We start from the raw sequence: 22,272 nt of genomic DNA, 5'->3' as shown, positions 1-22,272 counted from the left end.
CTTAGCTAAATATATTCTAGTGAGCGCTTGTTGCCTCAATCATTCATTTAGACCACTATTACCACAAAGTCGCAACTACCCGAAAAATCTTCTACAGGGACAATCCTTTGTTCCTTGTTGCTCGAAGTGGCTGTGTCTCCTGTATGTATGATTGCAACAAATGCTCTGCTTTGTGCCAATGGTCAATATCTTCCCTCGATATTTCCCCCACATGAATTGGTGAATACTCTAAATTACCCTGATGGTTTCGGTTCACTGCTACCCGAAAAATCTCACCTCGTTTATCATGAGTGAACACTAGTTCTTCCCCCGATTTTCTGAGTGTAGATTCTTTAAATCTTAGGTTATTTTTTCCAGTATTTTTGACAAGATGATTGATTAAACCAACAGCAACAGGCACAGCAAGCGCTAATAATTCTTGGCTTAGTTGCTGTTTATCTGCGGGTGATAATTGAGATTTAAGTTGTTGTGATGCCAAGCTATCTTCAGCAATTAATATCAATGCTCTGGCTTCTGCTTGGCTCCATTGGGCAGGGCTGGCTTTCAAAATCTCTTCAACCTCATGGGAAGGGTTATCATCTAGGAGCGCCTTTATAGCTACTTCTTTATCTCGGTCTGTAACTAGTTCACGTTCTAAACCAGTGCTGTAGTAACTGTAAAGTTCTAATGCTTGAGCCGAGGTTGGCTGAGATTTAATTGACGGTATAATTTCAGATTTTTTAGGAGATGCTTGGAATGCATCTGTAGCTTTAGTAGAGGATAAATAGTCTATTTTCTGGTGATTAGTCAATGCAGTTTTGGCGGATTCTAACATTTCTGTTAAACGTTTAATTTCTGTATCGTCCCGTTTGGAGTCATAGTTTACGCCTAATTCTGTCTGAAGTTTGGTAAAGGAGCATTTGTATTTATTTAAGTTACCTCCCTGTTTCCAAAGCCATCTGGTTGAGCCATCTTCATTAACTGAGCCTACATCAATACCAAATTTAATACCCCTGACTCCACCATGACTGTAATAACTGATGATGGCTTTGACTTGATGCTCTGACCATAATCTCTCAATTAGTTGTGGCATTGTGGGTTTATCTGCTGCTATTGCATCTATAGCCCGTCGCATTATTTCTTCACCTGGCAGTCCATCTCGTTCTACCCGTTCTAGTTGATTACGGGTCATGGCTTTGCGTTTACTCTCCCAACTGCTTTGTACTGGAGTGAGGTGAAATTCTCGCTCTAGCAGTCGAGATGAGTGTTCTGAGTAAGCGTAGTTATTCCAGGTGCGGATAGATTTACCATCTAGGTTATTGACTCTAGATGCAACGATATGAGTGTGGTCATGTTTTTTATCTGAATGTCGGGCTATGAAGAAGTCATAAGCTGGCAGTTCTGTTTCGATAAATTCATCAACTAGTTGGTTTAGCTTGGTATCAGCTATCCTTTTATCAGGCTGTTTGACTTGGGATTCTTCACCTTTTAGCCTGGACAATACAATGACGTTGGCAAGGTGACGCTGAGATAAATTAGCCAATTCATCGTCATTGAGGGTTCTATCAGTTTTGGGAACTGACAGCATTAGATGGTAGCAGGGGTCTTTTAGTTGGGGGTTAAGATGGGCTGATAGGCTAAACTGCTCTACTAGTTCATTGGTGGTTGAGCCGTACATATTGCCACCAATGATTGTGGCTTTCTCTTTCTCCAGGACGTATTTGGTTGTGCCACGAAATGATTTATTAGCTTTAACTTTGGTAATCATCCCGCTGCCCCTCTGCTGATGCCTGGGTAATTTGTCGGTGAGTTTGTTCTAATATATCTACTAGTTCTTTCAGGGTTTGTAAATACTCTTGTACCTCATGATTTAATGGTTGATAACCAACTTTGACTGCTTCGTTAATTGCTCTAGTCTGTTGGTTGAGGTTATTACCAATTTTCTTTAATTCATAGATGACTTGGCGATTAACTTCTGGGATAATTAACTTAGGGCGTGGTAAGGAATAATCGAATAATCTAGCTCTAATATAGTCGCTTTGCACTACTCCACTGCACCGTTGCTCTAGTCTAGCTTTCTCAGCATGGCTCACCCTAAATGTTACAGTTATCTCTCGCTTTTCATCAGGCTGCACTAACTGATTACTCAGTGCTTTTGCTAGTTGATTATTCAACTCAGTGCGGGGGTCTGGTTCTGTCATAACCGATAGATTAGTTGTACAAACATGGGGGTTTGGGGGACACCCCCAACAAGCAAGTCACGCCTCTTGAGCGTAGCGAAAGTAGCGCCGCTAGGCGCGTTAAGGCGTATTGCTTGCCTCTGGGGGCGCGACGGGGACACGGGTATATGTGGCATGAAACCCACGTAGGGGAACAGCCGAGATGTGGCATGGGTCTGACCGCTGAGGCTACGCCACTAACTAATTTTTTACGCCCCTCTATTTACATTATCTACACTAGTTTACCTCACCAACTCATCAACCCCTCGTTAATTCTCCCGCTTGCATCTACAAGCATCTACACAATCAAACTTATGGGTTTTAAGGTTGGGTAGATGTAGCTGCTTTGGTTGATGACTTTAGTTCATGGATTTAGTTGATGAAAAGGCGGGTACTTCTCCTAAAATGGAGGAAATTATCCCTACTATATATGTCCCGCAAACCCAAGGCTGTTCCTTTATCTAAAGTCGATGATATTCAAGCTAGTCTCAAACAGAAGGCGGCTACTCCTAAAACTGTTAGCGTGGAAGAGTTGGTCAAAAGTTTGGCTAAACCTATCCAAGATATGTTGGATGCTGGCTACTCCTATGAGGATGTCTCTGATGTGTTTAAGGGACATGGGGTAGAGTTGGCTGCTAGTGGGATGAAGAGTTTCCATAAAAGGGCTATGGCAACTAATACCAATAAGCCTGGTTCTGAATCTGCGGTTTCTTCTGACTCTGACTCAACTACTATACCTGTGGATAATAACCCACCACCAGAGGTGGATGCTATGCCACCTGCTACTGTGGAAAAATCATCTCCGTCATCTTCTCAAACTTCTCAAGGTACAAAGGCAAAGAAGGGGGCTGCTAAGACTAATTCTCAGTTCAATGTCACTGATAGGAGTAGTGTCTAGGAGTAATGTATGAAACGCATAGTCATGATTCTGGGGGGAAAGGGCGGTACTGGGAAAACGGCTTTCACTCGACTATTGCTTGATGTACTGCACACGAATAATATCCACTATCTCGGTTATGATGCTGATACTGAAAATCCAGAACTTTTCGAGTATTATCAGAATTTTGGCTCTGGTGTACAGTTGCTAAATTTCATTGAGGTGGCTGAGGCTAAGAGATTCTTTACGGAAATTAAAGCTGATTCTCCTGATGTGGTGGTGGTGGATATGCCGGGGGCTTCTGGTAATAAGACTAGGGAAATTATCAATAAGTTTGGGCTGTTTAAGATTGCTGGTGATTTGGGTTATCGGGTGTCTCTGGTGACTGTGCTGAATCTGGGTTATTCGGTGATTACTAGCTTGAAGGCTATGCTAGAGTTCTGTGGTAATCAAGCTGATTATGTGGTGGTGAAGAATCTCTGCTGGGATAAGGGGTTAGGTTTTCAGCGTTGGGATAATAGTAAAACTAGAGTTGCTATATCGGAATTAAATGGAATAGAGATTGAACTGCCTGAGCTTGAGTATTCAACTTTTGATATGTTGATTGAGAAGGGTTTACCTTTCTCTGCGGCTACTGAGGAGAATGGGTTCCCTTTTGGGGATTATCTGCTGGTGAGTGGGTTTTTAGACCAGGCTAAACCGGAACTGGAGAAGGCTGCTGTTTATCTGGGGTTACATCAACCAGTAACTAATCAAGCTGTGGTGAGTCAGTCTTTATCAGCATCAGCAGCAGATATAAATAAATCAACAGATAACAATAAATCTGCGGTGAGTCAGTCTTTATCAGTAGATAACGGTAAATCTGTGGTGAGTCAATCATCAGCAGCAGATATCAATAAATCTGCGGTGAGTCAATCATCATCAGCAGAGGTTAATCAAGCTGTGTCTTCGACGAGTAGGAGTGCGAGTACTGCAAATAAATCAGAAGTAACTGAAACTAAAGCTCGTCGGGGGAGAAAAAAGCCGATGAATAATAACAATAAACGCAATAGGGGCAATAGCAGTAACGGCAATAGCAATCATAACGATATCGGCATTAGCAATAGCACCAATAGCAACAGCAGTCATAGCAATAACGGCAATACCAATAGCAGTAATAACGATATCGGCAATAGCGATATCTCTACTGCCTCCAGTTCGCTCTCTTTGGGAGCTAGTGAACTGGGTGAGGTGAAGACGGCACTAGGGAGATTATATAAGGAATTTGAAAGTTTTAAGCTATCTCAAAAGGCTGAACGGGAAAAGGATAGGGCGGAGTTACAGGCATGGGCACAAACGAATTTAATCCAGAATCAACTCCTGAGTCAAGCTATGGCGACTATCGAGTTATTGACAAAGGAATTGAAGAATCAGGGAGTCTCTTGGAACGAGTTCGAGAGGAGCAATGCAGATTTGAAGCAAGAATTAAGTCGCTTGCTGTCGCCGTCTCAGAGTACGCCCAAGTCCTCGCCGACGTTAGAAAGTTTAGAGTTGAAAGGGCTAAAGAGCGAAGTATCGGAGTTGAAGCAGGGGTGGAAGGAATTGGTCAGTCACACGAACCGGTTGACTACGGTTATTCAGGAGGTGAAAAACCAGCCGCCAAGAACAATAACGATAGAAAAGAGGTTTTTCGCTCTGAACCTCTAGGGAAATACTGGAGGATAGCGTCTCTCACTTCGTTGCTTTTTTTGGTGTTTTTCTTTGTGGTTAATCAAGTTATTCCGGTGAAAATCTCCAATGATATCACCAGCTATTTACGGGGAATATGGAAACAGACCAACTACAGCTATACCAAGCTACAGCGGGTTGAAAAACATTTGGGGACTGACCGCAAATAGTAGGCATCAAAATCAATAAATTCTCAATAAATACTGAAACAAATGTCGTCAAAGTATGTTATTACAATAGTATTACTCCTAGAAGGAGGCGATTAGGCGATTAATTTATGTACACCTTAAAAATTCGGAGAATTGGAAATTCCTTGGGTGTAACACTACCTAAAGAAGCTCTGCAAAAACTTAGGGTACAAGAAGGCGACAGCGTATTTGTCACTGAAACTCCCTCTGGTATTCATGTGACTGCCTGTAATCCTGAATTTGACAAGGCAATGGAGGCATACAGAAAAGTCAGCACTAAATACAGGAATGCACTTCATGAGTTAGGGAAATGAATGGACTTTTCTGGCTAGATGAAACAATTGTTAGAGCTATGCATGAAGACCAATTAGCACAGCATGGTGGTCTTGCTGGTGTACGAGATAACAATTTGTTTTTAGCTAGTTTAGATAGACCGAAGAATTTGCTGGCTTATGGTGAGCCTACACCCACCATATTTGATTTGGCTGCGGCTTATGGTTATGGGTTTGCCAAAAACCATGCTTTTATAGACGGTAATAAACGGGTAGCTTTCGTAGTGATGGCTACCTTTCTTGAATTAAATGGATATTCATTGGATGTTCCAGAGACGGAAGTTGTCTTGGTAATGGAACGACTGGCCGCAGGTTCTGAAACTCAAGAATCAATAGCCCAATGGCTTCAAAAGAATTCTATTCAACATGACTAGGTGACTCCCTGACTTTAAAGTTCATACTGGTTCTCTATCGGTAAACTTCTCTCCGGTGAGCAATTTTCACCACAATTATCAGCAATAGTTCGTCCTGAATGTCGTCATCCCGATTTACATTTGGGGAAACGTTATGTGAGTCCGTGTCCAGGTGTCCAGGTGTCCAGGATTAATGTATTAATCTCTTATTATTGAGGGTGGACACCAACCGAGACATTTTCACGCTTTAGATGAACTCGTAGCTTCATCCCTCTGTAGCCACCCTTGGAAAATAGTTTCCCGCTCATCCTGGGGTGGGACAAACTTATAAACCCGTTCGCGATTTTCCCTAGTCCCAAACCTACCAAGATAGGACAGCTTCAGCCCTAACTTTTTCAGGAACTTCTGGCAGATCGCGATCGCACTATCCTTTTCAGAAATAGAAACCCCCAGGAAATTCTTAATCACCTGCTTATGTTGTACAGCCAGCGATCGCAATTTCTGCAACCCAGCATCAGAACTCCTCCACTCCACCTCAGCATTAAACAACTGCGAAACATTCAATTCTTCCAGTAACAGCACCGCAGGTAGCATCTGCCCCCGGTTAAAATCTGGTTTCCAGATAGCATTATTGCCCTTCTCAACTTGCGCTTTAGCCTTGGAAGCATCACGGGCTACCAAAAACTTACGCCCAAGGTTTAAATAATAATGCAGCCGCAGCTGTAGATACCAACCAGAATCATCCTTTCTGACAATTTCCGGTGTTACTTCCACCCCATAACGCTGGGATATATCAGCTTTACGCTCCTGCTGGCGTTCGCTCTTAGTTTTAGCCCGTTTTTCTGACAGTTTTTTGAGTTCAGCGTCTGAGAGCTTTTCAGCAGTTGCAATTTCCTCGCACTGAGTAGTGTGCAATTCCTCAGCAGCATTCTGTACCTCATTGAAAACCTGCTCAGTTTCCTTAGAGTCCAGTTTCAAATTATCTGCATCAATAATTGTATAACCATCATCAGCCAAACCTTGCAGCACCGAGTCACGGTAACATTTAGTTTGGGCATTAATCACACAAGCACGTTTTGCCCAAGTTTGTAGAGATTCTGGTTGAAAATTCTCATCAATGTAGCTGTAATCAGCATTATCCGCCGCTGACAATAAGGCAATATTCGCTCTTGTGGCTGCGTGTTGACTAGCCAGCAGTACCCCCATCGACGTAGAGCCATTCCCAATCACTCCTAGCCCCTGCTTTCTCACCCAAATATGGCGGTCAACGTTTTCCCGCAGTCGTGCCAGCATTTGCCGCACAGAGTTCACAGCTTGGACGCCCTGGAAAACTCCCCAGACTGCTGAGAAATGGGACTTGATATCAATGGACACCCCAGTTTCTAGGCTAGGTGAGGCAATAACCAAGTCATATTCTGTCAAAATTTCATTGAGGTGAGCAATACATCCATAAGCGGGGTGACTAGGGTCTGCCACGCTGACGCTATCAATCCGCAAAATGCGTAAATGCGGGAATTTACGTCGGTAACGTGCCTCTAAAGCCTGTGTACCCCATTTGGATTTGGCTTTTTGGGCAGAACAGCACAGTAGATGATGTCCACCACCAAGAGCCAGGGCCTTATCCAATGCAGCAATTAAATTCCTGGGGTCGTTACCTTGGTAGTTATAACAATTCCCAGATTGGGGCTGATAATTGTTAAGAATTACAAAGGGGTTAATGTGAATTCCCCCGGCCAGGGAGCGGATATAATTTACGTCAGCATCGCTTAAATCGGCAGAGGAGAGGTAGATTTTGCCCTGTGGGCTGCTGAGGACGTTTTGAACTAATTTTTTCAGATTGTCAAGGACAGCAACACGGCGTTTAGATACTTCAGTGCCGGAGTTTAACAGATGCCAGAATACTTGGTCGGCTTCGTCGATGATCACGATATCGTTAGACCAGTCGTTGGGATTAAATTTGGCTTGGCTCTCTGTATGTAGGGAGTCAATACAAACTCCGTAACCAAGTAAGTCCCCTGTTTCTGAATCGTGAATTTCTGTGACGTAATTGACGCCAAACCGATTACACAGGGCTTCACCTAATTGGATGCGGTGGGTTATCACTAAAACTCTTTGCCCCTGGTCATGTGCTCTGGCTACAACACTTGCCAGCCATTCGGTTTTGCCTGTGCCTTTGGGTGCTTTGAGGACGATGAGCTTTTCACCTGCGGGGATGAGAATTTCTCCCAGAAACCGTTGGTTAAAGGCGATGGCTGGGGGGTAAGTTAGCAAGGTGGACAGCCGAATTTGCCACATCTCTAGCACTTCGGCTGTGTTGTACAGGGCGTGGAATGCGTCTTGACCCAATGCGGCAATGAAATCATCCACCCCTTTCAGGCTCTTGGGTTGAGGAGGGAGAGAAAGATTTCTCCCCTGCCCCCCTGCTCTCTTGCTCTCTTGCTCTCTTGCTCTCTTGCTCTCTTGCTCTCTCCCCTGCTCCCCATCATCTGGGGGTAAATCTATCACCCTAACTTCACAGCCAGCACCAATGAGTAAGCTGCCCATGCGGTTAATAGCGGTTCTTACCCGTTGGCGAGTTTCTGCTTTGCTGTCATGGTCGAAACAAATATTTACTTGTCTGCCTAGTGTGGCAAAGTGTTTGATGTCGGGAATCAGGTAGGGCTTACCAATGGCGTTCCCATCTTCATCTTTGGGGGTGCGGTAGCCACCGTTGACTCCAGGTAGTGAGATCGCCGCATAGCCAGCAGAAAGTAATGCTGCTGCTTTCTTTACGCCTTCTACAATGATTACTGGGACGTTGTGCAGCCAAACCCAATGCCAGAAGCCACCAGGGTGAAGTCTATCTTCTTCTGTAATCGGGATGCCGCAGCGGTTCGAGATTTTTGCCCAAATTTTATCGGTGACGTACGGGAAGAAGGCCCTGGTTGCTTCTTTGTAGGGATGCTCGTATTTGATGAATTTGTGAATTTTCTGCTTGTTGCGCCGGGGCTTATCGGGCTTGAAGCACCCCCATAACATTGGTTGGTAGTTGTTCAGGGGGTCAATGCCGTTACACCACCAGCCCCCGTGTTCTATGTGGCGATAGTTCCTTAAGTCCCCGTCCCGTAAGCGTCCGTCGTTGCGGCGTGAGATTTTGGGGCTGTAGAACAGATATTCGTAGGGGGTTGTTCCCCAGAGCGTGAGCAGGTTGGCGGTGATCAGTTCTGGGTCAATGGCACTTGAGAGCCATTCGTCCCAGTGGGGTTGATAAATTTCTGGTGTGGAGTATGTTAGTTGGCTGTCAGTTAACACGGTAGATTCCCCGGATACTTGGTTGAGTATCAGAGGGGGTTATTCGTGCTGCACTTACATATCTACGAAATCTGCTGCGTTGCTTGATGCTGGCTATTCTGGGAGAGGAACAAATAATTTCAGGACTTACACAGGTTGTTTAAAAATCTCTTGGCTTGGTGCAGTTCGTAGAGAAAACGCCAAAACTCTTACTGCACGGCGCATCCCACACATCACACTCTGTCTCAACCAGTAATTCTCTTGCGTAAATCTTAAATCTGCTCATTTGTTTTCTAAAAACATTCCTCTAGAAACGGATTCCTTTGCAGCGGCGACTCGTATAATATGAATGAGAAGCACCTGCTCCCGCATGGTGCAGCACAAAATAATCTCAGGAAAGCCAATTGGTGGAGCTAGCGGCCAAACTAAGACCCACTTCTTTGGTTTCTTTGAAATTAACCCCGCTCTGATTGAGCAAAGTCAGATGTGCCATTCGTATGAAGGGACAAAGCGTGTACTATAAGTGTGCGTTTTGTCCTTTTGGCATTTTTGGCGCTGTTATCTCTTCACATAAGTTATTTGCTTCATTTAAGTAGTAGCCTGATCTTACAGAAGTTTGGGACTCATGCAATCTAACATTTGTTTGATTTTTCACTTTAAATTTCGCTACATCTGTTGAACAGGGTACAGGGTAATCAAGCGTGCTGGTGACACCCTCTTTTTAGCTGTGATTACCCCGTTGTGGTATTCGCTTTTGCTCAAGTGACAACAGCCGCATCTGTCGCCTCTGCCTTCACCTTTTTTTCAAAAGTCTGGATATTAGGTTCCTCCAGTACAAAGCCGGTTTCCGTTTGTTGACCGAGCTTACCAGCAATCGCAGCTACCCACTGGGGATAGTTGGCTTGAGCATCAGTCAGTTTCTTCCACATTTTGGGTTTAACTGTGATGCTGAGGATACGCCCGTCACAGTCTACCTCGAACTGTTGCCAGCCGTTCTCTACCGTCTTAGCTTCTGGGAGTTGGTTAATTTTTATGGTTACTTCTAATTTTCCTTGAATCATAGATACGTCCTGGTAAGGTTACTGGTTTGGTTTTAGATAAGGCTTGAATCATAATTTACTTACCTTGGTTATGATGCCTCTTTCTCATGCTTGGGTTGTTTTTGGGCGTTACGGTTGGCGATCGCATCTACTACGATTCTTTCCACTAAATTGCTCATAGTACGCCCTTCATCTTCTGACCATTCCTCCAAAACCTGTTTTGTTTCTTCGGAACAGGTGAACATAATACGTGGTTTTCTAGCTGCCATTATCAACACTTGTCTACACCATGATTCAAGCATAAAACTGGACAATAGTGATTTGGTATTTTCAACTTAGTGTTGACAGTGGCAGCCATCGTCAACTAATATAACCACATAGCACAAATTAAGCAGTAATTTTTCACTAATTCCTGCTAATTAGGTATCTATAACGCAGATACAGCAATAGTTACAGCGTTTTGGGGTATTGCAACGATTCGTAAAAAATTCCGCCATATTGAGTGAAATGGTTACACACAAAGGATTGTAGATATATTCAGTCCGTCCAAAAAGATTCAAATCTCTGGGGAGACATTTGCGTGTAACGCACGGTGTGGTGAATATTCTTGTGTCCCAAGTAATCTTGAATTGCTCTGGTATCATGACCCTGGGCTGCTAAATAGTAGCCACAAGCATGGCGCAATTGATGGGGATGAACTGGTTCAGTGATTCCAGCGCGCTCGCCAGCGCGTGCGATAATGTGACGAACGGCTCTAGTTGATAGTGGAGCTTTACGCTCAGACACAAAAACATAGGGAGTATCAGGATAATCGCGTTGCAATTGACGCAAGGCTCTTAATTCTGGAGCGCGTAACGGATGAACAGTATCATGCCCATGTTTGAGACGACGAATGTCGATATAACCCTCTGACAAATCTACTTGTGACCACTTGAGCGCAACTAACTCAGCAGTACGAAGTCCATGCCGGAACATGAGTAAAATCATCGCTGCATCCCGCACAGAGTGCCGACCGATAGAACGAGCCGCACAGATCATGGCATCAACTTCTTTCGGTCGCAAATATTCTCGTTGGCGTGTAGATGGGCGTTTAGCTGGTGGAGTCGAGTAGTTAGTTGACTTTGCCGAAAATGGAAGTTGAGTAGTGTGGGTAGACATGGGCCAAATCCTCATGTCTTAGTTGCTATCTCCAGCATACATTGCCTAAAAAGAGACGAACTAGGCAAAGTTATAAATTACCTCAAACGAGAGGCTTGTATCTTTTAAACTTAAATTCGCACTACCCCTTAATCATAGAGAATTTTAACGTCCGTGCCAAGTCTTGCTGAAACTGCCTATCCCCGACTGAAAAACCAGATTAGTTCCAAAGAACTCTTAGAAATTTATACCCCAACTGACCTTGAACTTCAGTTTGCCAGCCAACATACCAAAGGTAAAGTTGCCAAATTAGGTTTTTTAGTGCTGTTAAAAACTTTTCAGCGATTGGGATACTTTGTTTTAGTCAAAAATGTGCCTGATGCAATTATTAAGCACATTGTTGAGGCAGTTAAAATCAACTTTATTCCCCAAAAGTTGGAGAATTATGATAGATCAGGAACACGCTGGCGACATTTAACTCTAATTCGGGATTATCTCAAAATCATCCCCTATGGTGTCGGTGCAAGGCGAATTATCGTCAAATCAATGGCACAAGCAGCACAAACCAAAAATGACCTAGCTGACTTAATCAATGTAGCGATTGAAGAATTAGTTCATCACCAGTATGAATTACCTATTTTCACAACTTTAGTTCGTGCAGCTAGAAGAGTTAGAGCAACTATTTCTCAAATCTTTTATCGACAAGTAGCAGATGGTTTAAATCTAGAAACTAAGGTCATGCTAGATGGGTTATTGGAGACGAGTATTCTCAATCTCAAAACTCCTTGGTATGAACTCAAACAAGACGCTGGTAAACCCATACTCAAGAATTTAAAAGCATTAGTCGAGCGGTTGAAATGGATAGATGAAATTAATCCAGCTCAGAAACTATTAACAGATATTCCTGATAGCAAGGTTAAATATTTTGCAGCCGAAGCTATGACCTTAGATGCGGCACGCATGAAAGAGCTAGAACTTAATAAACGTTATACATTGACATTAACTTTAATTGCCATTCAAGCCGCAAGAACACTGGATGATATTGCGGAGATGTTCATTAAAAGAATGCTCAAGATTCATTTCTATGGACAGGAGGCATTAACGCGTTATCGTCAAGAACACCAAGCCAGAAGTGACAGATTAATTACGACCTTAAGAGATGTGGTAATTGCTTACTCCAGTGAAGGTCAAATCTCCCAAAAATTCACTGCTATAGAAACAGTTATTGGCGAATCTCCCGAACAGCTTCTAGAAGATTGTGAAGCTCATATTGCCTATGCAGGCAATAATTATTATCCTTTTCTGTGGCGATTTTATAAAAGTCATCGTTCTACTCTCTTTCAGATTCTCAGATGGGTAAAACTCCAGTCAACTACCCAAGATACTTCCTTAGAAGAAGCAATTGAATTTTTGAGTAAGCATCAAGGAAGCCGCAAAGATTGGTTAAAAACAATCATAGTTGAAAACCCAGGTACTGCTGAAGAAAAAACCAGGAATTTACTCAACTTAGATTGGATACCTACGAAGTGGTGGCAATTAATCACCAACCAGAAAAACCGTCATTCTTACCCCACACGAATTAATCGTAAGCATTTTGAGGTTTGTGTTTTTTCACAGGTGATGTGGGAACTGAAATCAGGAGATTTATATGTAGAAGGAAGTGATGCCTTTGCTGATTACCGAAAACAGCAGATTTCTTGGTCTGATTATAAGGCGACAGTTGCTAACTATGGAGAATTAGTCAATTTACCTGTTGAAGGAAAAGCCTTTGTTGTTCATTTAAAAGAGTGGCTTTCTCAGGTAGCATCCCAGACAGATAAATCTTTTCCTAAAAATGAGTTTGTTCGCCTAGAAGATGGCAAACCAATTATTCAAAAAACTAACAAGAAGGTTAACCAGGAAAAAGTAAAATTGATTGAGTCTCTCATCAGAGAACGGCTGCACCCAGTTAACATACTGGATATTCTCACCGATACAGAACTCTGGTTAAACTGGACTCGTTTCTTTCACCCAATTTCAGGATATGAAGCTAAAATCGACCATCCAATTGCTCGTTATCTAACTACCACTTTTTGTTATGGTTGTCATTTAGGAGCTTCTCAAACAGCCCGTTCTTTAGGAGCGTTTGACCATCGACAAGTGGCTTGGGTTAATCAGCGTCATATTACTGAAGAAACCTTAGATAAAGCGATTACTTCAATTATTAACGCTTATAATCGGTTTTCTCTGCCTAAATTTTGGGGAACTGGAAAACGAGCTTCAGCCGATGGGACAAAGTGGGATATTTATGAGCAGAATCTTTTAGCAGAATACCACATTAGGTATGGTGGTTATGGAGGCATTGGTTATTATCATGTTTCTGATACTTATATTGCCTTATTTAGTCATTTTATTCCTTGTGGTGTATGGGAAGCCGTTTATATTCTTGATGGTTTGTTAAATAATCAATCAGAAATTCAACCTGACGTTATTCATGCTGATACTCAAGGTCAAAGTGCGCCTGTATTTGGGTTGGCTTATTTGTTGGGAATCAATTTAATGCCTCGCATTCGCAACTGGCATGATTTAAAGTTGTATCGTCCTACTAAGGAGTCTCGTTACCACCATATTGATGGTCTCTTTTCTGATGTAGTCGATTGGGATTTGATTGAGACTCATTTGCCAGATATGTTACGGGTTGTTCTTTCAATTAAAGCGGGAAAATTTACCGCCTCAACCATTTTACGTAAGTTAGGAACTTATAGCAGACATAATCGACTCTATCAGTCATTCTCTGAGCTAGGGCTAGTGATTCGCACAGGATTTTTGTTGTCATATTTATCTGATGAAAAGTTACGCCTTACCATCCAAGCTGCATTAAATAAGAGTGAATCTTTTAATGGTTTTACCAAATGGGTCAGTTTCGGTGGATCAGGTTTAATTCCTAGTAATAATCGAGATGAACAACGCAAGATGATTAAGTATAACCATTTGGTTTCAAATTGCTTAATTTTCTATAATGTCTTTGAAATGACGAGGATTTTGCAGGAATTAATTGCTGAAGGGTATGCCATTGATGAGGAGATTATGGGGGCGTTAAGTCCATATCTGACTAAACATATCAACCGATTTGGACGCTATAGCCTGGATTTAAATCGCAAACCCCCAGATGTTGATTATGATCTGTCTCTAATTCCCATGGATGTAGATAATTCTTGAGATAGGCATAAGTGAGGAAAGAGTTATGGTATCGCTAAAACTCTCTCTGGGCAAGCGTTTCATGCGATATGGCGGAATTTTTCATGAATCGTTGCAATACCCCATATTGGATGCAATGCTACAAATACAGAAGAACCTCGTATTTGGCTGGTTAAATCATACAATTCTGACTGAGTAAATAGTCGTGTGAATTTATAACAATTGATGGCAAGTTGAACCGCCCTTTGCCAGATAAACTGATTTCTATAACTCATATAGTTAAATGAAAATTATCAAAGTTTTTCTCTTCAAATAGCCAACAAAAATCTTCGCTCAAGTAGGTCTATTTTGGCACGACCATACATCTGCCGTTTTAACATTTTCAGTCGATTAATATGTCCTTCAACGGGGCCATTACTAACTGACATAGTTACACCCGCCTTCACTGCGTCGTAATCTTCACGCAATCGTTTAGCAAAGCGATGAAAAGCAGTCAAATTACTACTTTCTGCAACAGTTAGCCACCGTTGGAGTTGTTGGGGCAGTCGCTGACGCACAATTTGAGCGAAACCTTGAGCTAACTTGATGGCTTCGGCTAAATCTGGATGTTGCCCTATGAGTAGCGCAATCAATTCTTCATCTTCTGGCTGTTGCGAATCCGGGTTGCGTAGCACTAGCCATACTGCACGACGAGGTGTCAGACAAAGTTTTTTGGGTTGAGTGACTTTTGGTAAAGACTTAACTGAATACCGTTTTCGTGGCTTGATTCCTTGGACAGTACGGATGCGTCGCGTGTAACGGGCTACTGTATCATAGCTACCTTTGTAACCCAGTTTTTGAATTTCCTCAAACAAGGCTAAACCTTCGTAACAACCTTCATCCCAGCGTTTAAGGATATATTCCTGGTACGGAACTAAAATACTTCGACCTCGGCTTCTTCGTCTAGTTGGTTCTGGAAAGGTGGGAGTACGTAGATAGCGGAATACACTTGTAACACCAATCCCAACTTGACAGGCTATAGCTTTTGCACTCCAACCTTGATCATGTAAGTCCCAAACTTGCTGATGGATAGCAAGTCTTCTTGCATGGTTTCGTTCTGTTAATTGTAGTGCCTGTTGTTCGCGGCTTGGCCGTGGTACTCGCACAACTACAGTACCATCGGTTTGGATTACTGATGAAAGACTGTATGCTTCATCGACGGCTTTGAGAGCTTGATGATTCGTAGCGAAAACTTGGTTAAGTGTTTCAGCTAAGTTCTGCAATAAGTGAAAACGGTCTGCAACGTGAATGGCTTCAGGCGCGCCCTGGCGAATACCACTTTCATAAGTTTTTGACCGATCTCGTGAAACGACTTTGACACCGGGGTGTGCTTTTAACCATTCTGCTAAGATTTCAGCCTTTGCATCTTTGAGTAGAGCAATTGGTCGGCTTCGTTCTAGGTCAATTAGTGCTGTGCCGTAAGTTTTACATTTACGAAAACAGAAGTCGTCTACTCCAAGAGTCTGCGGCGTTACGATTGGCGGAAGTGGGATTGAGCGGACTAATTTTAATAGCGTGTTGCGAGAGACTGTTAACCCCAATTGCTCTGAGAGTCTTACCCCAGCTTCCCCACCATTAGCTAAACCAATTGCACTCAGTCTTTGAGCTAAACGTAGAGTTCTTCGCGCCCAAGGTGCGGTCACACTTGTCAGTCTTTCGGTAAAAATGCGCCGTTTACACAAAGTGTTAATGCAATAAAACTTTCGCACTCGCAACTGTAGGGTAATACTGTAATCAGCCCAAGGTAGGTCTGTTAACTTGCGTTCGTAGCGGCTATGAATTTTGTGAGTAGGTTGGTTACAAACTGGGCAATTAACTACTGTTCTGATTGCGGAAACAATCAACTTTATCTGAGTTTTTATCTTGTCTACTTGGCAATTCTCAAGTTTCAGATTGGTTGAATCTGGTAGTAGGTGAGTTAGCACTGACATAATCAAGCTGAGGCTTATCCCTCAAATGTTTGATAGAGCGAAGTTGTCGGGTAGGTCAGAGATATTTCTACCTCTTTCCCCCCTGAAAACCGTGCGTACAAGTTTCCAAGTACACGGCTTAAGCAAGTCATGTAGCTGTAGCTCCAGAATGGAATTGATGATGACAATAAAGATGAACTAACTCAAGGTTTGAGTATGTATCTAAACCGCCTTTCTTTCTTGGGAATTTATGATGTTTGTGGATTTCTTCACCGTTGTATAGGCTTTGTCCACAGACAGGACAAACATGACCTTGTTTCTCAGCAATTTTCTGAATACTTTTAGGATGATTGGAAGCTTTCACTTTTTCTCTTTCCTTCCAGTAATCTTTGAGTGTTGAGTCATCTGGTGATGACCTACCAAGAACAAGTTGATGCCTTTGAATATTGAACCAAGAAAATTTTATCAGGTGAAAACCTGTGCGTTTATCTCCAAACACCCATCTATCTTTTCTTTCCAGGTTCAGCCTTCCCCAATACTTATTTTTACGCCATTTATTATTTCTATTCGGATGTGTATGATTTACATATCTACATTCCCGTTTAAACATCCAGTCATCTAAGCTTCTGAATGCCTCAGAGGCAACACCTATACGGAAATAATTTGCTTCACCTCTAATAATGGGGTTTAGCTTTTTGATGACACTTTTAATGTCATGCCCCTTAAGATTTAGCCACTCCTCTCTTAGCTTTTTCCGTATATTTAGAAGAGATTCTTTACTAGGTTTAATGAGTAGTTTCCACCCGGTTTTAGTGTTGCTGACTCGGTATTGTTTGATATTGAAACCTAGAAAACAGAACCCCTCATTGAGATGAACAATTCTAGTTTTCTCTTTTGATAGTTCGAGTCCCCTAGATTTCAACCATTCACTTATATCAATTTGGGCTTGTTCTGCATCCTCTTTTGTTTCACAGAAGATTGCAAAATCATCTGCATATCTCACAACTGCGCGTCTGCTGACAATTTCACCGCGTCGGTTATACTTTACTCCCAGTGCATCTTCCATCCCATGCAACGCAATATTAGCGAGGAGGGGCGAAATAATAGCCCCCTGTGGTATACCTGTGAGCGTTTCGGAGAATTTTCCTTCTTCCATATATCCTGCTTTCAACCATTGGTCTATTAGCTTTCTTGCGGGAAAGTTACCAATGGTTTTCATCAGAAAATTTCGGGAAATGTTGTCAAAACAACCTTTAATATCGGCATCTAATACCCACTTTTTCTTTTTATTTGGACGTACAATCATATAGATTTTACTGATTGCATCGTGGGTACTTCTTCCAGGTCTAAAGCCGTAACTGCTTAATTCAAAATGGAATTCCCAAAAGGGTTCCAGTGCGTTCTTAACAATCGCCTGTAAGCAACGGTCTATTATTGTTTGTATACCTAAAGGTCGTTTTTTCCCATTGGATTTAGGGATATACACCCGTTTAGCTGGTAGTGGTTTCCAAGGAATAAATTTTCTGAGTGAATCAACTAAAAATCCCCTGGCTTCTGGTGTTTTCACCAAAAGTTTGTCCACACCTGGCGTATTCTTGCCATGATTAGTTTGTGTAACTTTTCTAACGGAAAGTACAATGTTAGAATAGCTACGCATCATTAGCTTTTGCAAGCTTCTCACTAATCGATAGTTTCCTTTCTGGACAGCCTTGAATATTCTCTGTCTTAGGTTTCTAACTATGCAATAGGCTTTGCGCCAATTGACGTGTTGCCAATCGGTTGTTCTTTTGGTTACATTTACATTCCTTTCGGTCTGCATCTAACTTTTCCCAAAAAGTTCGATTCCCTTACTTTGAGATTCAAGAGACTTACCAATCCCCGTCGGCACCCTTTCGAGTTGGTCATCAGACCTATCTGCTTAGTTATCAGGGACAAGTCCTGTTTTCTATTACCTTTCGGTATGGCAGCATTCGCTTACTGGGATTTCCTACTCCCACTGGGGAGTTCCGAGTACCTTACGGTCACTCCTACTAACTACAAACAGCAACGTAGTTAGACCCCATTGGGTTTTCCCCGTTTCACACGCAACAGATACAACCAATTTAGGATTCTGCTATACTCCGGGAGTTTGGTATCCTATAAAGATGTACTTCAGGCATCTTTCCTGTTTCCGTTTATATAACGGATGTTTTACCCCACACTACCGTATCAGTCACTTTCGATAGCCTTAATAATATCGGAGCCTCAACGCAGATTCATCATCTTATCCATATTGGTCTTACCCTAGCCCTCCCTTTCGTTTGTGACTATTACTTGGGATTAGACATTACCCTCTAGCTGTGAGACATATTGATTACTCAAAATGCCCCTTCGGGTGGGTACAGGTTTGGATACTAACCTGGGAACTTTTTGAGGGTTCCATTCTCGCGAGCGACTTCCGGGTCGCACTGAAGTATCTCAATTATATCTTTCTCCCTTCTGTCCTCAGCATAGCTGCCTTACCCCAACCAAGATCACCAAAAGTTGCCAAGACCCAGAATGTGGTTTCAAAAATGCCTTGTTTGCAGTTTTATCGCTGGATGTTTGCAGTTCGCTACACTTTATTAAAGACATTCCATGTTCTCAAACGGGTAAACCACAATGAGAATCTTGAACCATCCATCTTACAGTAACGGTGGTAGTTTCTCCATCCCCTAATTAGGTATTGAGCCGAGATGCAACCAAAAACCTGCAAGATGACCTGAAAAGGCTTGATTTTACGTTGTAAATAACGGCTTTTTTGACTCGGAACTAACAAATTATCAAAGCCAGACAGGACAAGGGTTTCCAGACCATCTTGCAGAAAATTACTCAAATCTCGGCTCAATACCTACTTTAACCATAAAACAAAAACGTTCTAGAGCTTCATTCTTATTGGCGCTCGCTCTTCTGAGTCGTCTCTATCCACCCCGCATCACCAAAAGTGAGCAAGACCCAAATTATCGTTCAAATCACAATAATCCTGGTTTGCTCTGGTCTTGATTGCAGGTTTGGGCATTTATAATTGCAGGTCACTACACCTACAGAGAGAATCCTTTAGTTTGCGTTCTTTTCTGCTGCCGTTCCTCCTTCATCTGTTGCTGCAACGCCCGCTTTACCTCACGCCAAGTGTGAATATCCTCAAGACGCACTTCACCTATATTCACTGGGGAATACTCTAGATTACCTTCTTGATTTCGACTGACAGCTACACGAAAAACCTCACCCCGTTCATCATGGGTAAACACCAATTCCTGACCCTCTTTAGCTAAAGTTGCACGTTTTAATCTCAGACTATTCTCACCAGGGTTTCTGAGTAAGCGATTAATTAACTCAACACCAACAGGTACTGCTACAGCTAATAATTCGTTGACTAACTCCGGTTGTTCAACTTGTCTCAGTTCGATGTTTGGCTGCTCTAACTCCAGTTTATCACTAGCAATTAACACCAGTTTCCTAGCCTCATCTTCAGTCCATCCGGCTGGGCTAACTCTGATAATCTCTGCAACCTCCAGGGCTGACCTATCATCTTTTAGCGCCCTGACAGCGATTTCCTTATCTCGGTCTGTAACCAATTCCTGTTGCAGTCCGTCACTATACTGTTTGTAAAGCTCTACCGATTGCTCCTGGGTTAGTAGTGGTTTATTTTCTACTTTAGCTTCAGGTTTATTAGAATATATTTGAGAATTATATATAGGTTTATTAGATGCTAAATCGTCTATTACCTGCTGATTAGCTTGAACTATAGAAGCAGATTCCAACATCTCAGTCAGGCGTTTAATTTCGCTATCATCCCGTTTAGAGTCATAGCTTACCCCTAATTCTGTCTGTAATTTATTGAACGAACACTTATATTTATTTAAATTCCCTCCCTGTTTCCAGAGCAGTTGGGAAGAACCATCTTCATTCACTGCACCTATATTAATACCAAACTTAATACCCCTGACTCCACCATGACTGTAATAACTGACGATGGCTTTGACTTGATGATCTAACCATAATCTCTCAATTAACTGTGGCATTGTGGGTTTATCAGCTGCAACTGCATCTATAGCCCGTCGCATTATTTCTTCACCAGGAAGTCCATCTCGCTCTACCCGTTCCAGTTGATTACGGGTCATGGCTTTGCGTTTACTCTCCCAACTGCTTTGGACTGGGGTGAGGTGAAATTCTCGCTCTAGCAGTCGGGCTGAGTGTTCCGAGTAAGCGTAATTATTCCAGGTGCGGATGGATTTACCATCTAGGTTATTGACTCTTGATGCAACGATGTGAGTGTGGTCGTTTTCTTTGTCAGAGTGTCGGGCTATGAAGAAGTCATAAGCTGGCAGTTCTGATTCGATAAATTCATCAACTAGTTGGTTTAGCTTGGTATCAGCTATCCTTTTATCAGGTTGTTTAACTTGGGATTCTTCACCTTTTAGCCTAGATAGCACAATGACATTGGCAAGGTGACGCTGGGAGATGTTAGTCAATTCATCGTCATTGAGGGTTCTATCAGTTTTGGGAACTGACAGCATTAGATGGTAGCAGGGGTCTTTTAGTTGGGGGTTAAGATGAGCTGATAGGCTAAACTGCTCTACTAGTTCATTGGTGGTTGAGCCGTACATATTGCCACCAATGATTGTGGCTTTCTCTTTCTCCAGGACGTATTTGGTTGTGCCACGAAATGATTTATTAGCTTTGACTTTGGTAATCATCCCGCTGCGCCTCTGCTGATGCCTGGGTAATTTGTCGATGAGTTTCTTCTAATATATCTACTAGTTCTTTCAGGGTTTGTAAATACTCTTGTACCTCATGATTTAATGGTTGATATCCAACTTTGACTGCTTCGTTAATGGCTCTAGTCTGCTGGTTGAGGTTATTACCAATTTTCTTTAATTCATAGATGACTTGGCGATTAACTTCTGGGATAATTAACTTAGGACGTGGTAGAGAATAATCGAATAACCTAGCTCTAATATAATCGCTTTGCACTACTCCAATGCACCGTTGCTCTAGTCTAGCTTTTTCGGCATAGCTCACCCTAAATGTAACAGTTATCTCTCGCTTTTCATCAGGCTGTACTGACTGATTGCTTAGTACATCTGCTAGTTGATTACTTAATGCTGTACGGGGATCTAGTTGTGTCATAACCGACTTATTAAGTGTACGACAATGGGGGTTTGGGGGACACCCCCAACAAGCAATTCACGCCTCTTGAGCGTAGCGAAAGTAGCGCCGCTAGGCGCGTTAAGGCGTATTGCTTGCCTCTGGGAGCGCGGCGGGGACACGAGTATCTGTGGCATGACACCCACGTAGGGGAACAGCCGAGATGTGGCATGGGTCTGACCGCTGAGGCTACGCCACTAACTAATTTTTTACGCCACTCTATTTACATTATCTACACTAGTTTACCTCACCAACTCATCAACCCCTTGTTAATTCTCCCGCTTGCATCTACACAATAAAACTTATGGGTTCTGAGGTTGGGTAGATGCAGCTGCTTTAGTTGATGACTTTAGTTGATGAAAAGGCTGGGACTTCTCCTAAAATAAAGGAAATTATCACTACTAATTATGTCCCGCAAACCCAAGGCTGTTCCTTTATCTAAAGTCGATGATATTCAAGCTAGTCTCAAACAGAAGGCGGCTACTCCTAAAACTGTTAGCGTGGAAGAGTTGGTCAAAAGTTTGGCTAAACCTATCCAAGATATGTTGGATGCTGGCTACTCCTATGAGGATGTCTCTGATGTGTTTAAGGGACATGGGGTAGAGTTGGCTGCTAGTGGGATGAAGAGTTTCCATAAAAGGGCTATGGCAACTAATACCAATAAGCCTGGTTCTGAATCTGCGGTTTCTTCTGACTCTGACTCAACTACTATACCTGTGGATAATAACCCACCACCAGAGGTGGATGCTATGCCACCTGCTACTGTGGAAAAATCATCTCCGTCATCTTCTCAAACTTCTCAAGGTACAAAGGCAAAGAAGGGGGCTGCTAAGACTAATTCTCAGTTCAATGTCACTGATAGGAGTAGTGTCTAGGAG

General features: G+C 42.6%; 18 protein-coding genes and 1 pseudogene. 8 read left to right on the top strand and 11 right to left on the bottom strand.

What is annotated here, in order from left to right:
• Positions 1-91: 91 nt before the first annotated feature.
• Complete coding sequence (locus CYLST_RS30260; protein WP_015328350.1) at positions 92-1,747, bottom strand: relaxase/mobilization nuclease domain-containing protein; 1,656 nt, start codon at positions 1,745-1,747, stop codon at positions 92-94.
• The gene (locus CYLST_RS30255) at positions 1,731-2,180 is read right to left on the bottom strand and encodes a plasmid mobilization protein (protein ID WP_015328349.1); all 450 of its coding nucleotides are present in this window, start codon (positions 2,178-2,180) and stop codon (positions 1,731-1,733) included. Before CYLST_RS30255 ends, CYLST_RS30260 begins: the two co-directional genes overlap by 17 nt.
• 448 nt (positions 2,181-2,628) lie before the next feature.
• On the opposite strand from CYLST_RS30255, the gene CYLST_RS30250 reads away from it, so the two are divergent.
• The 5 genes from CYLST_RS30250 (at position 2,629) to CYLST_RS30230 (ending at position 5,676) form a co-directional block, all read left to right on the top strand.
• Positions 2,629-3,096 carry a hypothetical protein gene (locus CYLST_RS30250; RefSeq protein ID WP_015328336.1) on the top strand — a complete coding sequence of 156 codons (468 nt, stop codon included), beginning with the start codon at positions 2,629-2,631 and terminating at the stop codon, positions 3,094-3,096.
• A 9-nt stretch (positions 3,097-3,105) separates the two neighbouring features.
• Positions 3,106-4,761: a CobQ/CobB/MinD/ParA nucleotide binding domain-containing protein gene (locus tag CYLST_RS36230; RefSeq protein ID WP_015328347.1), complete on the top strand. Its 1,656-nt coding sequence runs from the start codon at positions 3,106-3,108 to the stop codon at positions 4,759-4,761.
• A gap of 56 nt (positions 4,762-4,817) precedes the next feature.
• Positions 4,818-4,952 carry a hypothetical protein gene (locus tag CYLST_RS36475; protein ID WP_281172844.1) on the top strand — a complete coding sequence of 45 codons (135 nt, stop codon included), beginning with the start codon at positions 4,818-4,820 and terminating at the stop codon, positions 4,950-4,952.
• A gap of 107 nt (positions 4,953-5,059) precedes the next feature.
• A complete protein-coding gene (locus tag CYLST_RS30235) occupies positions 5,060-5,284 on the top strand; it encodes an AbrB/MazE/SpoVT family DNA-binding domain-containing protein (RefSeq protein WP_015328346.1) in 225 nt (74 codons plus the stop codon).
• Complete coding sequence (locus CYLST_RS30230) at positions 5,281-5,676, top strand: type II toxin-antitoxin system death-on-curing family toxin (protein ID WP_015328345.1); 396 nt, start codon at positions 5,281-5,283, stop codon at positions 5,674-5,676. Before CYLST_RS30235 ends, CYLST_RS30230 begins: the two co-directional genes overlap by 4 nt.
• A gap of 219 nt (positions 5,677-5,895) precedes the next feature.
• Here the strand turns inward: CYLST_RS30230 and CYLST_RS30225 are convergent, their stop codons facing one another.
• The 4 genes from CYLST_RS30225 to CYLST_RS30210 all read right to left on the bottom strand — a co-directional run bounded on the left by CYLST_RS30225 (position 5,896) and on the right by CYLST_RS30210 (position 11,123).
• A complete protein-coding gene (locus tag CYLST_RS30225) occupies positions 5,896-8,946 on the bottom strand; it encodes a plasmid replication protein, CyRepA1 family (RefSeq protein ID WP_015328344.1) in 3,051 nt (1,016 codons plus the stop codon).
• A gap of 737 nt (positions 8,947-9,683) precedes the next feature.
• On the bottom strand, positions 9,684-9,986 hold the full coding sequence (locus CYLST_RS30220) for a hypothetical protein (protein ID WP_015328343.1): 303 nt from the start codon (positions 9,984-9,986) through the stop codon (positions 9,684-9,686).
• 68 nt (positions 9,987-10,054) lie between these two features.
• Entirely contained in the window at positions 10,055-10,210 is a 156-nt protein-coding gene (locus tag CYLST_RS30215) for a ribbon-helix-helix domain-containing protein (protein WP_157162740.1), read from the bottom strand.
• A 292-nt stretch (positions 10,211-10,502) separates the two neighbouring features.
• Entirely contained in the window at positions 10,503-11,123 is a 621-nt protein-coding gene (locus tag CYLST_RS30210) for a tyrosine-type recombinase/integrase (RefSeq protein ID WP_015210838.1), read from the bottom strand.
• 153 nt (positions 11,124-11,276) lie between these two features.
• Here CYLST_RS30210 and CYLST_RS30205 point away from each other — a divergent pair, with 153 nt between their 5' ends.
• Complete coding sequence (locus CYLST_RS30205) at positions 11,277-14,300, top strand: Tn3 family transposase (RefSeq protein ID WP_015207665.1); 3,024 nt, start codon at positions 11,277-11,279, stop codon at positions 14,298-14,300.
• A 116-nt stretch (positions 14,301-14,416) separates the two neighbouring features.
• Here the strand turns inward: CYLST_RS30205 and CYLST_RS33885 are convergent.
• From CYLST_RS33885 to CYLST_RS30185, 5 genes and pseudogenes are all read right to left on the bottom strand, one after another.
• Positions 14,417-14,554: pseudogene (locus CYLST_RS33885) on the bottom strand (four helix bundle protein); the annotation flags it as partial.
• A gap of 33 nt (positions 14,555-14,587) precedes the next feature.
• Positions 14,588-16,249: an ISL3 family transposase gene (locus CYLST_RS30200; protein ID WP_015328340.1), complete on the bottom strand. Its 1,662-nt coding sequence runs from the start codon at positions 16,247-16,249 to the stop codon at positions 14,588-14,590.
• A gap of 127 nt (positions 16,250-16,376) precedes the next feature.
• Complete coding sequence (ltrA, locus tag CYLST_RS30195; protein WP_015328339.1) at positions 16,377-18,047, bottom strand: group II intron reverse transcriptase/maturase; 1,671 nt, start codon at positions 18,045-18,047, stop codon at positions 16,377-16,379.
• A gap of 1,240 nt (positions 18,048-19,287) precedes the next feature.
• Positions 19,288-20,943 (bottom strand): relaxase/mobilization nuclease domain-containing protein, encoded by a 1,656-nt coding sequence (locus CYLST_RS30190; RefSeq protein WP_015328338.1) that lies wholly within the window; start codon positions 20,941-20,943, stop codon positions 19,288-19,290.
• On the bottom strand, positions 20,921-21,376 hold the full coding sequence (locus CYLST_RS30185) for a plasmid mobilization protein (RefSeq protein ID WP_015328337.1): 456 nt from the start codon (positions 21,374-21,376) through the stop codon (positions 20,921-20,923). The genes CYLST_RS30190 and CYLST_RS30185 overlap by 23 nt, the downstream gene beginning before the upstream one ends.
• Positions 21,377-21,390: 14 nt before the next feature.
• Between CYLST_RS30185 and CYLST_RS34975 the strand changes: the two genes are divergently transcribed.
• Both CYLST_RS34975 and CYLST_RS30180 read left to right on the top strand, forming a co-directional pair.
• On the top strand, positions 21,391-21,693 hold the full coding sequence (locus tag CYLST_RS34975; protein WP_157162739.1) for a hypothetical protein: 303 nt from the start codon (positions 21,391-21,393) through the stop codon (positions 21,691-21,693).
• 108 nt (positions 21,694-21,801) lie between these two features.
• Entirely contained in the window at positions 21,802-22,269 is a 468-nt protein-coding gene (locus tag CYLST_RS30180) for a hypothetical protein (RefSeq protein ID WP_015328336.1), read from the top strand.
• The last annotated feature ends 3 nt before the right edge of the window (positions 22,270-22,272 follow it).

Source organism: Cylindrospermum stagnale PCC 7417 (genome assembly GCF_000317535.1).
Lineage (GTDB): Bacteria > Cyanobacteriota > Cyanobacteriia > Cyanobacteriales > Nostocaceae > Cylindrospermum > Cylindrospermum stagnale.
The sequence above is the reverse complement of the archived record's forward strand: the minus strand, read 5'-3'. Positions and strand labels throughout refer to the sequence as shown.